Genomic DNA, 17936 nt, shown 5'->3' with positions numbered 1-17936 from the left:
GTCTGATGAGACTTTACTATATGAAAGCCTTCCCAGAATGAAGATAGGAAAGTATGATTCGACATGAAAACGGTAGTTTGTGTAGGTTTTGTTTGGCGATAAAACTCTATCACTTACTACCGTTTTTGTTTTTAGTTCCCGCTTATCCGCGATGAACCATAAAAAAGCCCGCAGTGTATGACTTGCGGGCCTTTCAAAATACGAGTTTTATTGGGCTTTTTCAGGCTCTAGGCTTTTTTTTTCCTGCTGCATTTTAGCTAGGAAGTACACGTTAACACATGCAATAAAGCCGTTTGTTAGCACTACTGGCCACGAATCAATCATCAGTCCGTATGCAGTGAACAGCGCACAGCCGATAAAGTTAAGGATACGAAGCTTAACAATATCTTTCATAGTTAGCGAAATTGCGACCATGATTGAAGCTGCGTAGCCTAAAATCTCAACCATATTCATTTCCATTATTTGACCCTCTTTAAATCTGCCGAATTTGTCGGTACCAATTCTTCTCATCTTGAGATTAGCGAGGAAGCTCCATGCCTCGAATGGTCTTTATTTTTGTATTGGCCGTACTATATCAATGGAAAAACCGTGATGAAAGCCTCAAATCAAGGTTAAGAGAAGGTTAGCGATTACGCAAACGTTTAGGGAGAAAATTACTGATAACTTTACTTATTATGTTGATTGATAATAACGATGGGATTGATAGCTCAAACGCAGTTGAATATATGGGCATATTGTCCTAACATTGCAAATGAGAATTATTTTTATTTGTGTCGTTTTTATGATGTATTTTTCTGCTAGTTTGGTTGTTTTATGCGCTGTTGCGCTTCGGACAAAACCTAATTCATGGTGTGTAGGTTTGCACATGGCTTTACACATGATGTTAGCCATGTTTTTCCAACCTATTTATCTTGTTCAGTATCTAATTGTGACGTTCTTTTCTTCTCCTTTATTAATAAAGTTATCAACTCGCTCAAGTCTCTACAGTATTTTGTTTGCGTTTTTACCGCTTTTGATCGCAACTGGCAGTATCGCTTTTAGTTAAGTGACTTTGATAACTCCGTTTTTTATCAGACCGACTACACTTGTTTAGAAATAAGTGACGCATTTCATATAATTAATTGATATTGCGCCGCTAGGATATGTGTCCCATTTTTGTGACAGATAGTAACTTTCACTTGTTTTGGGATGTGGAACACAATAAGTCGATTGTTTAATGAGTTGATAGTTAGTTTAATCAACCAACGATGTGCAAAACACCACATATATTCAACTAAAAACTATGCAATAGGTTAATGGGAAACGTTGGCCATTAGCGGAGGTCAGATGAGTACGCAAACCGTGCCGCAAAACGCGATTGTAAATGCTGTCAAAGGGGAAGTTTTGGTATTGGATCTTACCGGTAAGATCCGAGTGGTAAGCGCCGGAGATGCGTTAAATACAGGGGATGTCATTGTCACAGAAAACAATGCGTCTTTGGATGTTCTAATCAATAACGAGCTCTATCTTGTCGACCAAAACTGTGTCGCGTGTCTTCCTGAGCCTTCATCAGAACAACCGGAAACTTTGGTTCAAACCTCGGTTGATGGTCAAATTGCTTTCGACCCGACGGCGCTTGATAGTGCTAATTTTGACTCAAATGATGTTGCTGCTATCCAACAAGCGATTTTGGAAGGTGCCGACCCGACGGCAATTCTTGAAGCAACGGCCGCTGGTGGCGATGCGTCTGGCTCGGCAAATGCTGGCTATGTGACGGTTGAATACAACAACCCAGAAATGCTTGCCTCGACGTTTTTCGAAACCTCTGCAGCACGCACTGGCGTGCAAGATCGCGAAGAAACCGATGACATTAACGTCGCCATTTTTGCTGATGGTGGACAATCTCTTGAATCGGAAGTAACCGAAGGTTCGATTTCCCTTACGACTTATCCTCAATCTATTGCAACCAGCGTATCCGTTGAGGCGGGGGATCTCCCGCTTGACCCTAGCTCATTTGTCCCATCTGCTGCTTCACTAGAGTCGCTACTTGCCGAATTGAACACCGATATTCAATCTGGTGGTAAAGCTGTCGAGTTCTCATACGACGAAACACAAAATGCCATCATTGGTGTTCTAGATGGCAATGAAGTCCTACGCATTGAAATTGAAGCGACTTCGCTAGGTCGTGATATCGATTTGGAGGTGACAACCACCATAAGCCAAGGCATTGACCATGTTGCGTCTGTAGATGACGGGCAGGTGTCGATTGTTGGTGACCGCATCAGTATTGAGTTTGAGATGACGGGTACCGATATTGGTGGTAACAGCATTCGTACGCCAATTGATTTTGTCACGACGATTATCGATGGTGATAATCCAGCGCCGCAAGACATCTCGTTTGAGAACGAAGAATCTTCATCGACGCCAATCACGGGGACGTTTGTCGAAATTGGCAGTGACCAGTTGGCTTCTGTCACCTTTAATCAGGAAAGTTTGTCGCAATTTGATGGTTTGTTAACTGACAACCAAGCGACGGTTGCGACCTTGTCTGAAGATGGCAGTAACATCACGTTAACCGTAGCTGGCACGGGAGAGGTGGTATTAAGTATCACTTTAAACACCAACGGCACGTACCAATTTGAACAGTTCAAACCGCTTGAGCAGACGAATGATAGCGATACGATAGTGCTTTCCCTTCCAACGACGATCGTGGATTTCGACCAAGATACGGTCAGCAATACATTTGTGATTACAATTGCTGATGGCGATAACCCAGTCATTAACAATGTCACAAGCTTGTCTTTGGATGAGTCTGGCGTCGAGCAAGGTTCTCTACAGGGCATCGCGATTACTAGCGGTACCGGATCGATTTCGGCAGCCGCAGGCAGCGATATTATTGATCACTTCGAAGTAGAACCAACGGAATTTAATGTCTCTGGCGAGTTGCAATCGCAAGGGCAAACTGTACTTCTTGAACTCACTTCTGATGTCAACGGCGTTCGTACTTACGAAGGTTATATTGAGCTTGATGGTGTGCGCATTACGGTATTCGACATCAGTATCGACTCGCCGTCTCAAGGCGAATATCAGTTCAACCTCTATGAACAGCTGGATCATACTGGCGCAAACGACGAATCGTTAACGTTCACCATTCCAGTTTATGCCGTTGATGCCGACGGTGACCGCTCTTCTTTGACGCTCGGTTCGAACGATGCCAAAGCCGCAGAAATCGTTATCGAAGTTAAAGATGATGAGCCTTCTATTGATGGTGTAGAAGCTTTAACGGTGGATGAAGACGACCTTGCGAGCATCGGTTCGGATCAAAATGATTCTGTTTCGGTTGACGGCAAGTTCACCACGACAGAAGGCTCCGATCGAGTGGTGAGTTATCAACTCGACGCATCGACCAATCCAATTGATGGCTTGACTTCACATGGTGAAGCCGTTGAGCTGGTAGAAACCGCAAATGCCGACGGCAGCTTCACTTACACCGCGACAGCAAACGGCAACTCAGTATTTACGCTGGTGGTGAATGTTGATGGTTCATACAACTTTACGTTAGAAGGCCCAATTGATCACGCTAGTGGCAGTGATGCGTTAACACTGAGTTTTCCGATTACTGCGACGGATTTTGATGGCGATACCAGCACCATGGTTTTGCCTGTCACCATTCAAGACGACGTTCCTACGATTGAGAATGTAGAGCCTCTCACTGTGGATGAAAATGACTTAATTACGAATGGTGGACAATCAAACGCACTGTTGGTTGAAGGGCAGTTCACGACCACGCAAGGCTCAGATGGTGTGGTTCAGTACCAGCTTGAAACAGGTTCAGACCCGCTAAACGGTTTGACCTCCAACGGTCAAGTTATCACGTTGGCTGAAGTCAGTAATGCCGACGGCAGCTTTACCTACACGGCGACGGCAAACGGCAATCCGGTATTTACGTTACAGGTAAACAGTGACGGGAGTTACTCGTTTGAACTGCAAGGGGCTGTTGATCATGCTCCAAATAGTGACACCTTAACGTTAGACTTTTCCATCATCGCGACGGATTTTGATGGCGACACGAGCAAAATTACGTTGCCAGTCACGATCGTTGACTCATTGCCAGTTGTAACGGATTTTGAAGCGATCAGTGTTGATGAAGACGATCTGGCTGGTATCGGTTCAGGCCAAAACAAACCAGTTTCAATTGATGGCCAGTTTACGACCACTGAAGGTGCAGACAGAGTTGTGAGTTACCAGCTTGACTCGAATGCGACACCTGTTGATGGATTAACCTCACAAGGCGTAGCCGTCACAATGACGGAAACGGCTAATTCTGATGGCAGCTTCACCTATACGGCAACAGCAGGGACAAATCCGGTTTTCACATTAACCGTCAATCCCGACGGCAGCTACAACTTTACACTTGAAGGCGCGATTGACCATGCAGCAAACAGTGACAGCTTAACGCTCAACTTCCCGATCACAGTGACCGATTTTGATGGAGACACGACTTCCGCCGTTATTCCTGTCACGATTACCGATGACCAACCGACTATCACAAATGTTGAAGCAATCAGTGTTGATGAAGATGACTTAGCGAACATCGGTTCGGACCAAAATGATTCACTTACGATTGACGGTCAGTTCACGACAACGCAAGGTTCTGACCGCGTGGTGAGTTACCAGTTAGATACCTCTGTAGATGTGGTTGCAGGGCTCACCTCGCAAGGCAATCCAGTGACGTTGATAGAGACTGCCAATCCTGATGGCAGCTTCAGCTACGTTGCGACCGCTGATGGTAACCCTGTCTTTACGTTGGTAGTGAAAACGGATGGCAGTTATAACTTCACGCTGGAAGGCCCAATCGATCACGCTATTAATAGCGACGAGCTAACGCTGAACTTCCCAATTATTGCGACTGACTTTGATGGCGATACAGCTTCTGCCACCATCCCAGTGACTATCGTCGACGATAAACCGGTCATCACGAATGTGGATGCAATTCAAGTTGATGAAGATGACTTGACGGGGATTGGCTCAGACCAAAATGATGCAATTTCTATCAACGGCCAATTTGCAATAACGCAAGGTTCTGATGGTGTCGTTAGTTATCAATTGGATGCTTCTGCTGACCCTGTTGCAGGGCTGACATCTCAAGGTGTCGCGGTAACGATGACTGAAACGGCCAACCCAGATGGCAGTTTTACTTATCAAGCCTCCGCAGGTGGTAACGCTGTCTTTACCTTGATTGTTAACGTAGATGGTTCTTATAACTTTACGCTAGAAGGCCCAATCGACCATGCCAGTGGTAGTGACGAACTGACGCTGAACTTCCCAATCATTGCAACGGACTTTGGTGGTGACACCAGCTCCGCGGTGATCCCAGTGACCATCGTCGATGACCAACCAACTATCACAAACGTCGATTCTATTACGGTTGATGAAGACGATTTATCGGGCGTTGGTTCTGCTCAGGATGGCGTTGTTTCTATTGACGGTAAATTCACTACAACAGAAGGCTCTGATCGAGTGGTGAGCTATCAACTTGATTCCTCGACGGATCCTGTTGCTGGCCTTACCTCACATTGCGTAGCGGTTGTACTCGTAGAAACGGCAAATGCTGACGGCAGCTTCACTTACAGTGCGACGGCAGATGGCAATCCAGTATTTACGTTGGTAGTGAATACCGATGGTTCATACAACTTTACGTTGGAAGGGCCAATCGATCACGCTATTAATAGCGACGAGCTAACGCTGAACTTCCCAATCATTGCAACGGACTTTGATGGTGATACCAGCTCTGCGGTGCTCCCAGTGACTATCTTCGATGACCAACCGACCATCACAAACGTCGATGCCATTACAGTGGATGAAGACGATTTAACGATTATTGGCTCTGCTCAAGATGGCGTTGTTTCTATTGATGGCAAGTTCACCACAACGGAAGGTTCTGACCGAGTGGTGAGTTATCAACTCGACGGCTCGACGAACCCTGTAGCAGGGGTAACGTCGCACGGCGAAGTTGTTGATTTGGTTGAAACAGCGAATGCAGATGGCAGCTTCACTTACACTGCGACCGCTGACGGCAACCCTGTATTTACGTTGGTGGTGAACACCGATGGTTCATACAACTTTACGTTGGAAGGCCCAATCGATCACGCGACTGGTAGTGATGAACTGACGCTGAATTTTCCAATCATCGCGACCGATTTTGATGGAGATACGTCATCGGCAACCATCCCTGTAACCATTGTTGATGACCAGCCAACAATTAACAATGTTCAAGCGATCACCGTTGATGAAGATGACCTCGCGCAGATTGGCTCGGCTCAAGACGGTTTTGTATCGATTGGCGGACACTTCACCACCAATCAAGGTTCTGATGGCGTAGTGAGTTACCAATTGGATGCCAGTGCGACGCCTGTTGATGGGCTTACTTCGCAAGGTGTTGCGGTGACATTGAGTGAAACGGCAAATCCAGATGGTAGTTTCACTTATACGGCAACCGCAGGAACCAATCCTGTCTTTACGTTAACAGTCAATCCAGATGGTAGTTACAACTTTACACTCGAAGGCCCAATTGACCACGCGAGTAACAGTGACGAACTGACGCTGAATTTCCCAATCATCGCGACGGATTTTGATGGTGACACCACTTCTGCCACGATTCCTGTGGCCATTGTTGATGACCAACCAGTGAGCACAAATGTTGAGCCAATCACGGTCGATGAAGATGACTTGATCAACATTGGTTCTGATCAAAAAGATGCGCTTTCCATAGACGGTAAATTCACTACGACTCAAGGCTCGGATAGTGTCGTCAGTTATCAGCTCGATGCGAGCGCGATGCCCGTTAATGGGCTTACTTCGCAAGGTGTTGCCGTAACCATGACTGAAGCTGCAAACGCGGATGGCAGTTTTACTTACACAGCAACCGCGGGTGCGAATGCTGTGTTTACGCTCGTTGTAAAACCGGATGGCAGTTATAATTTTACCCTTGAAGGGACACTTGACCATCCAATCGGTGCAGATGAGCTAACGCTGAATTTCCCTATTATCGCGACCGATTTTGATGGCGACACCACGAGCGCGACTATTCCAGTGACGATTGTTGATGATCGACCAACACTCGATGGTATTGACGCAAACAGCGTACTAACAGTCGACGAAGATGATTTGCCAACCGTGGGTTCTGATGGCAATGAACCAACGAGTATTATTGGTAAGTTTGTCACGACAGAAGGTGCGGACCATATCGTCGAGTACCATATCGTTGACTTGAACACGCCAGTTCAAGGCTTAACGTCTGGTGGGCAATCACTGACTCTCGTTGAAGTTTCTAATTCGGGTGGCGTATCCGTTTATGAAGCCGTTATTGATGGAACAGCAACACTTGCATTCCGAGTGACGTTGGATGTTTCTGATGGCAGCTACAAGTTTGAACTACTTGAGCCACTCGATCATCCAACCGCGAATGGTCAAAACGACATCGTCATCAACCTTCCTATCGCAGCGACGGATTTTGATGGTGATGTTTCGAATACTCTCACGTTGCCGATCACTGTTGTGGATGACGTACCAACCATCGACGGTTTGGCTCAGGGTAGTGAACAGACCGTCGATGAGGACGACCTACCGCAGGGTACTGACCGTACTCAAGACACCATCATCGGTGGTACCTTCGATGTAACAGAAGGGGCAGACCAAGTCACCTCGATTCAACTGAGTGATTTGACGACGCCAGTTAGTACATTGATGTCTGGCGGAGAGGCAATCACCTTAGTCTTAACGTCCAGTATTGGCGGGGTGAATGTTTATCAAGGTATCACGGTTAATTCTCAAGAAGTGGTGTTTGAGTTAACTCTGAATGCGTCAAATAACTCCTATGAGTTTGATCTTAGAAAAGCGCTTGATCATCCTGATGGCAATCAGCAAAACAACATTGTAATCGAACTGCCAATCACCGTGACTGACGGTGATGGCGATGTATCACCAGTGTTCACGTTACCAATTACGGTGGTAGACGATGTACCCGTGGTAACGAATATAGACAGCTTACAAGTGCATGAAGATGATTTGCCGCTGGGCTCAGACGAGACCAAGGAGCCTTTAACGGTTTCTGGTCAGTTTGAAGTGACCAGCGCGGATGGTATCGACTCATTTGTACTGGCTCTCAATTCCAATCTACTGCCTGCGCTTACTTCTGGCGGCGAGAGCATCGCGATTACTCAAGACGCTACAGCGTCAACGAGTGATGCTTTGGTTTATGTCGGAAAAACCGTTGGTGGCGACACCATTTTCACGCTGACATTGCATCAAGACGGACGCTACGATTTTGAATTGTCTGGCGCGCTCGATCATGCAACGAATTCTGATGACCTGACCATCAATCTGCCGATTGTGATTACCGACGGCGATAACGACTCCGTTAACGCGACGTTGCCAGTCACTATTTTGGATGATAAGCCGACGATTGAAGCTATTCGTCCAGGAAGTCACTTGTCCATTGATGAGGATGACATTCCGAACAAAGGGTCGGATGGTCAAGGTGATCATATTATCGGCGGACATTTTGATGTCGTTGACGGCGCAGATTCTATCGTTAGCTTCCAATTGGAGGATCTTGTCTCACCAGTTGCTGGGTTAACGTCAGCAGGTCAGCCACTAGAGCTTGTTGAATACTCAAACGCGAATGGCGTGATTGAGTACCGTGCGTACGTGCAAGGCACTACCGATATCGTGTTTAAACTTACGTTAAATGCTGGAGATGATAGGTATCAATTTGAATTATTTGCTCAGCTAGACCATCCAAATGGCAATGGTGAAAACGAGCTAGTGATTGATTTTCCTGTTAATGCCACGGATTTTGATGGTGATGTGTCGAACACGATTAGTTTGCCAATTACCGTTGTTGATGATGTGCCGTCTATCACTGGGGTGGATAACAGTAGCCAGCTGACGATTGACGAAGATGATTTACCTGCTGGCTCTGATACTTCTGGCTTACGAGTGTTAGATGGACACTTTAACGTTGTTGCTGGCGCTGATGAAATCGTCAGTTATCACGTTTCTGACTTAGCTGGCGCGGTCGCTGGTTTGCAGTCAAATGGTCAAGATGTGGAACTAAGACTGGTCTCTGAAGCCGACGGTGTAAGTACCTATGAAGCGGTGATTGTTGGCACGAACACGCAGATTTTCACCCTAACGTTGGATGCAAAAGACAATAGCTACCAATTTGAGTTAGTGGGTCCTGTGGATCATCCTGCTGGCGCGGGCGAAAACAGTCTAACGTTAGATATTCCTATTTCTGTTACTGACTTCGATGGTGATACATCGGCATCTTTGAACTTGCCAATCTCCATCGTGGATGACGTGCCGGAAATCAAAACGGCGACTCCGTTGTTCTTAGATGAAGATGACTTGCCTTCAGGCTCAGAGCTGAGCAAAGACAGCCTAGAAGCAAGCGGCAGCTTTGATAGCGTAGAAGGCGCGGATACGATAGTTTCTTACCAGTTAGATTTGTCAGGCAACCCAATCAGCGGGGTAACGTCAGGCGGCCAAGCGGTCACGCTGGTACAAACTGGTGTGAATAACAACAACTACACTTACCAAGGTCAAACGCCAGATGGAAAATCGGTATTTACTCTGGTGTTAAATGCTGACGGAACATACAAATTCACGCTAGAAGGCGTACTGGATCATGGTGTTCAGGGCGAAGATTTATTGACGCTCAATCTGCCTGTGTTTGCTACGGATGTGGATGGCGATACCGCTGGTATCAATCTTCCTGTGACGATCACAGATGATGTTCCAACGATTTACGATAGTTCCATCACTCGTGTTGAAGGGCAGGGAACGCGAACCGTTCAACTGTTCCAAGACCCTGTAGAAGGCGACTTAAATTATGGGGCAGATGGCAGTGAGCTGACCTCATTTAGCGCAGACGATTCAGGTATCTATTTCAAACAGAATGGAATAGATATGACAACCGTTGATCTTAACGGCAGCAATCAAACGGTTTTTGTACATAAAACCCTAAACGGCGTTGACACTGAAATTGGGCGTTTGATTGTTCGAACTGATGGCTCTATTAGCTTTAGACCAAATGACGATCTTGATCATACCGATGCGGCTTCAATCGATTTCACGGTTCATGTTACGGCTTCCGATGGTGACGGCGATACGAGTACCGCCGATCTCGACATCTCCGTGACAGACAGAAATGCACAAATCGATACCTCATCGGTGTTGTCTTTCGAAGATAAAGGACGTGATGGTTCTATCCTTGGTACTGAGAATGCCAATACGCAAGATAACTTATCTGGTCTAGATACTACGCCAGCGAAAGTCGATCTAGTGATTAACTTGCACGACCTCGATAGAAATGAAAGCCTAGGCGATATCACGATTCGCGATGCGAGCACGCACAACGGCACGTTCTATTATCGAAATGCCAATGGTGAGTACATTGAACTTACGCCAGTCAATGGCTCTGTTGTGTTGGACGGTTCGAATGTCATTCAATCATTCAATGGTGAGTTCGTTACGCTTGAGAACCTCTATTTTGTACCTGACCGCCATTTTGCGACGGGCGATAGTGGCATAGATCCACGTATCCGAGTTGAGATCCTTAATAACGGTGTGTTTGACCACATCATCAATGGCAGGCTTAACATTCAAGTGGAAAGCGTTGCAGACATCGCGACTTGGAGGGCAAACAGTACCTTTAACTACACGGTTGATGAAGATGGTAACAACGTTTCTCTGAACATCAGCGCGCAAACACAAGACAGCAGTAACCCAGAAAGCATCGTGTACGAACTTGTCTTTACTCAAGGTGAGGGCAACGCAACGCTAGTTTACTCAGATGGCAGTGCCATCACGCAAACGGGTGGGGTATACCTTGTTGATGCAAGTCGAATTGGCGATGTGCAAGTCGATCCAATTGATAACTTCTCGGGTGAAATAAAAATTGATGTCACTGCGATCACCACGGAGAGCGTGAATCCACTGACAGGTAAAGAAATGGCTCGCTCAGAAACGGAAACCATCGTCATTGATGTCACTCCGGTCGCTGATGCTGGCAGCTTTACCGTGAATCGCATCAATATTTTCGAGGACAACGCTCGCACTCAAGATACGGTCGATCCGGTTACTGACCACGACCCACTTCAATTAAGCGAAGTGATTTCAATGAAACCATCCGCGGATATGGATGGTTCAGAAGAGCTGTTTGTTCGCATCTCGAATTTCTCTATCGACGGCGTGACGCTTGTTTGGCTCGATGGCGCGAATCCTTCACAGATTGTTGAAGTGACGGATGGCAACGGCAATGTGCTGTATTACGAAATTCCTGAGTCACAGCTGACGAATGTAGAAGTGCTGCCACCACTGCACAGTAACGACGATTTCACCTTCAACGTAGAAGGCATCGTAAAAGACAGCGCTTCGCTTTCAACAGGCTCTGCGCAAGATGTACTTTCACTCGGGAACAAAACCGTCATTGTTGATGTGAAAGGCGTAGCGGATATACCAATCGTTGAACTCAATGATAAATCAGGCATTTGGCAAGAGTTTGATGATGGCAACGTACGTGGCGTTCAAACATTTGTGGATGAAAATGGCCAAGTTGATATTTCGTTCAGCATTCTTTCTGGAGAAGTCAAAGACAACCCGAACGACCACTCTGAAACGGTAACTGTACTGCTTTCCAACATTCCTGATGGCGTTGAGATATTTGATAATGATGGCAACTCGGTCGATTTAACGTTCGTTGGGTACGATGGTAATAACCAGCCAATCTATGAAGCGAATATTACGCAAGCAAATATCAACTCGGGCATTGTGATTAAACCGGAAGCATCGTCTACCGAGAATATTCACATCACAGCAACCACGATCGTTACTGAAAACGATGGTCATACGCGCACCTCAACTGGGGAAATTCGTGTGATTGTTGGCCCTGTGATTGACGCAAGAAATAACTATACCGTGGTTTCGGAAGGTGACGAAGATACGCGCTTCAACATCGACTGGAAACCAACGACCAGCCAAAGTCCAGATGCCGATGAGTTCTTCTCAGAAGTGACGATTTCTGGCTTCCCTCCGAGTTGTACCGTGTTCGTGGATGGTGTAGCGCAAACGCTCGTCGCTGGTACGTTAACATTAACGCCGCAAGCCAATGAATCTGAGCAAGACTTCTCTGCTCGCGTTACGCAGAGTGGTTATGTTCAAGTTGAGTTGGAACAAGATTCCAGTACCGACTTTGATTTGAGCACAACGTTGACCGTGAAAGAGATTGACCATGAGTACGTTGATGCGGCAAATCCAGGACAAGGGATTGCAGAAGCGGTGATTACAGGTTCGGTTCACGTTCAAGTGAATCCGGTTGTTGAACCAGAAGATACCTCTGGTGCGATAGGCGATCAAACGCGCTTGTTGGTCACCGAAAGTAATGGTACTGCGATAGACGTTGTTAAATCGGATGCGCAAGGTGCAATCGACTTTACAATCAACACCTCTGCGGGTGGCCAAGCTGGTGCAAACATCATTAAATATCAAGAGTTTGATGCTTCTTCGGATGAGGTGGTAACTGAACTGGTTGTTCAGTTGCACACGACCGATCCTGCCATTCTTAACCAGCTAGTCATTATCGGAGCACTGAATGAAGGTGACGGCCGTTGGACGATCATTGATGAGGAGAATTTCTGCATCAAAGCGCCATCTGGCCTTGATTTGACGCCGAACGACGACACTGACAATGGTGATAACGGTGGTTTATCGCAAATTGGTTTGACGATTTACGCGCGTGTGAATGACTTAGGTGAAGATTCGGTTGAAAAAGACGCAACTGAAATAAGACAAACGGACGTGATGTTGGAGTTCCCAACGGTTCTTACTCCGCAAACCAGTGTCGCTGCCGAAATTGACGTGACCGATGACGTACAAATTGAAGGCTCAGAAGACAACTTTGTCGATCTTGGTGCTCAGCTTACTTCCAAGATTGATGTGATCAATCCTGATGGTGTGGAAGACGTATTGACCATCATCATTGACCCATCTTCACCTGGTATTCCACCGGGCCTAATCATTACGGGTACGGACGTTGATTTTATTAACGGAAAATACGTTTTCCAAGCGGATATCGACGCAAGCGGAAACATTGTTGGCCTTGAAGGCTTAACGATGCGCATGGCTGAAGATTATGCTGGCGACTTCGTTTTGCCTGTGAGATTTGTGACTAAAGATACGGGCTCTGCAGATGAAAAATCGTCCACAGAACTGATTCCGGTGCAAATTCTGCCAGTTGCTGACGTGCCAAGCTCGGCAGGCGACCAGCCGTTGGATCGCAATATCACGCCAGATGTCACAGTCGATATTACTGGAACACTTGGTCTTGATGCGAACAAGCAACCTGTTGATGATCTCAATAACGATGTTCCAACCGCTGATGGTATTGGTTACGAAGATGGATTAATTCAGCTTAATTTGAACGTCGATTTTGCAGATGGCTTCAACAACACATTAGGCGGTAGAGAAACGTTAACCAACATCAAGTTGACGCTTGATGACACGACACAGGGTGAGTTTGTCGATAGCAATGGTAATAGTCTGGGCACGAGTATCGAATTTAATGAAGCCGATATTTTAGCGGGAGCGTTGGACAACGTTCTGTTCAAACCGAGTGAAAACTACCCGGTTGGTGGTGGCCAAAATACGGTGAAAATTAACATCGAAGGCGAAATCACAGACGTTGCCGTGTTTGACCAATCGACATTGATCAATCCGGGCGATAACGTAGATGTACGCACCTTTACTGACGACGTGACATTTGAAGTCACGCCTGTCGTGGATGACATTGTAATTACGGGAACCGATCCAAGTCAGCCTATCGTCGTGACGGGTGATGAAGATACGTTGATTTCACTCAACCAGTCAGGTACTGGCGTTACGATCAGTCTGACCGACGATGATGGCTCTGAAAGCTTTGTTTCACTTAAGCTGACAGGCATTCCGAATGACTTTGTTGTTGAGTCTAATTCATCCGATTACATTGTGAAAAACGCAGGCAATGGCGAGTGGAGCATTCAAGTTAAAGACTTGACGCAAACTTCTATCGACTTGAGCGATATTCAAATTAAGCCGCCAAAACACTTTAGTGGTGAAGTTGAAATCGGTATCTCTGTCTTCATTCAAGAAGAGTTGTTGAAAGTGCCTACCGAGCGAAACAGCAACTTTACGTTAGTCGTTAACCCGATTGGCGACGACGTGGATGTTAACCCTGATACCCAAGTCTCAGGCAATGAAGGCGAAGACATTACCATCAACGTGAATGCGCTGGTGGTGGATAACAAAGAGTCGATTGGCGACGGTGCAAATTATCAAGAGAATGATCCAGAAACACTGAGGGTTGAGATTTCAAACGTACCAGATGGTGCGAGCTTGTCACTTCCAGATGGAACGACATTTGTTGATCAAGGTAGTGGTGTTTTTGTCCTTGAAATCAATGCACAAGACCTAGATCAAATCGTCTTTAATTCTGGTGACAGAAATGACAATTCTTGGGCTGGCTCGCTTCATTTTAAAGTGCAAGCGGTCGATACCGGCCTAGACGGCAGCCAAAGCTTGGGTAATGCGGAAGAGTTTGATGTGTCCGTCGATGTTACTGCGGTAAACGACAGACCTGATTTCGTTAATGTTGTCGATGTGGAAACACCTGAAGACAACGCCTTATTGCTAAATAGCTTCGGTATCTCTGATGTCGATGCGGTACTTGATAACCCGAATGCAGAGTATGTTCTTAATGTAGCGGTAGATAGCGGGTATCTGGCATTGAACGCTAACGTTATCTCGAAATATGGTTTGACGGTTCAGGGTGACGGTACAGGAGCGGTTGAGCTAAAAGGTTCAGTCGCAGATCTCAATGCCGCCATTGCTGAAGGATTGATTGAGTTCAACCCTGATCTCAACTTCTTCGGCGATGTTACTGTGAACATTACAGTCGATGATCAAGGCAACGAAGGCGTTGTTATTAGTGGTGTGGATGACACTTTAAACACCAACAGCAGCAGTTTTGTTATTGATGTTACAGCCGTGAACGATGCGCCTGAAACGTCGCCAGTTACCTTGACCAGTATTGGTGAAGACAGTGGTGTATTTGCAATTTCTGCATCAGATTTGCTTGTGAATGCCACTGATGTGGAAAACGACAACTTGACGGTGAGTAACGTTCAACTTGTGGACCCTAGTTCTGGCTCTTTGGCGTTTAACTCAGCCACAGGGAATTGGGAATTTACGCCAGCGCCAGGTTACAACGGCCCTGTCGAGCTGACTTACGATATTACGGACGATGGCACAACAAATGGTGTATCCGATCCTAAGACGGTATCGGGTTCTGCATCTTTTGAAGTGTTCGATGTAAACGATGCGCCTCAAACATCGGAAGTGACGCTTTCTTCGATAGAAGAAGACAGCGGCGCTGTAAGCATTACCGCCTCGGAACTATTGGCAAACGCGACCGATCCGGAAAACGATAACTTGGCGGTCAGTAATGTCACGCTTGCGGATCCATCGGCGGGAACGATCACGCAGATTAGCGCGACGGAATGGCGCTTTGAACCATCAGCAAACTTCAACGGCGACGTGAGTTTTGTCTATGACATTACTGATGATGGCACAACCAATGGAGCACCGGATCCAATCACAATCAGTGGCTCTGCGGTCATGAACGTTCAAGCGGTTAATGATGCTCCAGAGATTGATGGATCATTAGTAACCAGCACGATCTTCGAATCGGCAGGTCAAAAAATATCAGGCATTACGATAGCGGATGTGGATTTCACTGGTATCCATGAGAACGAGATCATGACGATTTCCCTCAGCACGAGTGAAGGTGATGTCAGTGTTATCGCGCCATCTGGCAGTGGTGTGACGCAAGGTGTTGGTTTAGCGGGTGAAACCGTGTTGATGGGAACGTTGTCCCAACTTAATGCGGTGTTGACTTCGACAGATCCAAATGTCGGTGTTTTTGTCGATGCAAGTGACGTGAACAGTTCAGCGATTTCATTGACGGTTACAGCGGACGATAATGGAATTTACTACGAGAACTCCACGGGAACGTCGCTGCAAACCACCGAAACGTTTGATATCAACGTGACACCTGTGGCAGACAAACCGACGCTTGCCTTTGACGCGAACTTTAATTACATCCAGCGCATTACTGCTAGCCAAAGTGCGAGTTTTCAGGGCGTAGCGTTAGTCGGCATTATTGCTGCACTGACGGATTTGGATGAAGTCTTAGCGTTAGAGGTTACAGGCGTTCCAAGAGACGCAACGCTAACGAGTGATGCAACCACATCGAGCATCAGTTTTGATAGCGCGACTTCGACTTGGACAGTGCCTGCTGATGAAATTGATACGCTTCACATCGATAACGTGCGCCAAGGTGATCACGATATCACGCTGACTGCGGTTTCAACGGAATCGAATGGCGATCAAGCGTTCTCAGACCCAATCGACATCAGCATCAATGTTACGTCCAACAACCGTGACATCGATGTTTCTTCTGAAACGGAAGATAATCTGTTACTTGGTAGTGATCGCGGAATTTCCCTCATCGGCGGCGCGGGTGATGACCGCATTATCGGTGGTGACGGCGATGATATTCTCATCGGTGGTCTGGGTTCGGACATCCTAACGGGTGGCGGTGGTAACGATATCTTTAAATGGACTCAAGATACCGTTGACGAAGGTGCAGTGGATACCATCACCGACTTTACGCTTAATGAAGACACGATCGATCTTAAAGACGTGATTGCGGATTTAAATGACCCAATGGCAGGAATTGATGAGTTACTTGCGCATATTCAAGCGGACTACGATGCCACGACAGACAATGTGTCTTTGAGCATTACTACTGATGCTAACGTTCATCAGACCATTGTGGTTGAGAACTTAGGTCAGGCAATAGACTTTAATGGATTAAGCTCAAACGAGATTGTTGAATCGCTTCTTAATCGAGGTGTTATTGATAACGGATAAAGTGATTTGAGAAATGAAAAGTGCGGCGGTTAGATTTGACCGCTGCGCTTATTAGCGTTTGGTGCTCTTGAATATCTGGAAAGGGAGTTGGGTATTATTTTTGAGCTTGGTTTCTTTAGACGTGAATGTCGAGAAGGCTGCCAATTACTTCGTTATTTTTCTCCACAACGGATGCACCAATACGGTTGTAACTTGCGGCTTGAGTAACTTCGATAAGAGGCTCGATAACAGTGACATGTGCGGCTAGAGAAGGATTCGCGGCGAAAGCCACGTTTTTAGCGAGTTCGACTTTATTGAATGATAAGTCTTCACCGCCTTTTGCGAAGGTTTGTTGAATCTCATGTGCAGCTTTATCCGCCATCTTGTGCGATAACTGCATGATTTGTTGACCGGAGTGAATCCCTGAAACTGGCATGATTATAATTCCACTTATTATGCTGCTGTTAGCATAGGAAGTGTTTATAAAACGTGCAAGTTATTTATATCAATAACTTAATCAAACAAACAGTTTAGATAACATTTCACGCTCTTCAGTGGAGAGCAATGGCTTTTCCTTTTTGTTCAGTGTCATGCTGATTTCGCCTTGCAATGTTTTTAACTGACTTGCCGTCAGGTCTCCAAGCTTCTTCTTTAGCTCTTTAAATTGTTGCGCTTTCATCTCTGTATCCTCGCTGTACTCAGGTTTATCCTTCATGTCCTGTCTAACGGCCTCCGTGGCCACACAACATACTTATTCAATAGAATTAGATTAGAATTTGAACGATGGTTTTTTGTCCGAGTATTGTCAAGGTGCGTTAAGTGATACGTAAGACTTTTCCTATGAAAGGTAATTTTACCTACTTCGGGTTATCTTAAATTAAAAAGGGAAGCAAAGAGTGCTTCCCTAATTGCATAAAGAACGTGTGTTAAGTCACATGCACCTTTAA

4 protein-coding genes are annotated in these 17936 nt (G+C 46.1%); 1 reads left to right on the top strand and 3 read right to left on the bottom strand.

From position 1 onward, the window contains the following. Positions 1-207: 207 nt before the first annotated feature. Entirely contained in the window at positions 208-459 is a 252-nt protein-coding gene (locus tag UF05_RS17280) for a YgjV family protein (protein ID WP_005454365.1), read from the bottom strand. 867 nt (positions 460-1326) lie between these two features. On the opposite strand from UF05_RS17280, the gene UF05_RS17275 reads away from it, so the two are divergent. Beyond that, on the top strand, positions 1327-17010 hold the full coding sequence (locus UF05_RS17275; RefSeq protein WP_045546094.1) for a retention module-containing protein: 15684 nt from the start codon (positions 1327-1329) through the stop codon (positions 17008-17010). A 115-nt stretch (positions 17011-17125) separates the two neighbouring features. On the opposite strand, the gene UF05_RS17270 is transcribed toward UF05_RS17275, so the two are convergent. Both UF05_RS17270 and UF05_RS17265 read right to left on the bottom strand, forming a co-directional pair. Then, positions 17126-17425 (bottom strand): hypothetical protein, encoded by a 300-nt coding sequence (locus UF05_RS17270; protein WP_025631646.1) that lies wholly within the window; start codon positions 17423-17425, stop codon positions 17126-17128. Between the two features lie 81 nt (positions 17426-17506). Next, positions 17507-17704: a hypothetical protein gene (locus tag UF05_RS17265; protein WP_017448124.1), complete on the bottom strand. Its 198-nt coding sequence runs from the start codon at positions 17702-17704 to the stop codon at positions 17507-17509. Positions 17705-17936 lie beyond the last annotated feature (232 nt).

The organism is Vibrio sp. S457-15 (genome assembly GCF_000960545.1).
Taxonomy (GTDB): domain Bacteria; phylum Pseudomonadota; class Gammaproteobacteria; order Enterobacterales; family Vibrionaceae; genus Vibrio; species Vibrio parahaemolyticus.
Note: the sequence above shows the minus strand (reverse complement) of the source record. Positions and strands in the feature narration are given on the sequence as shown.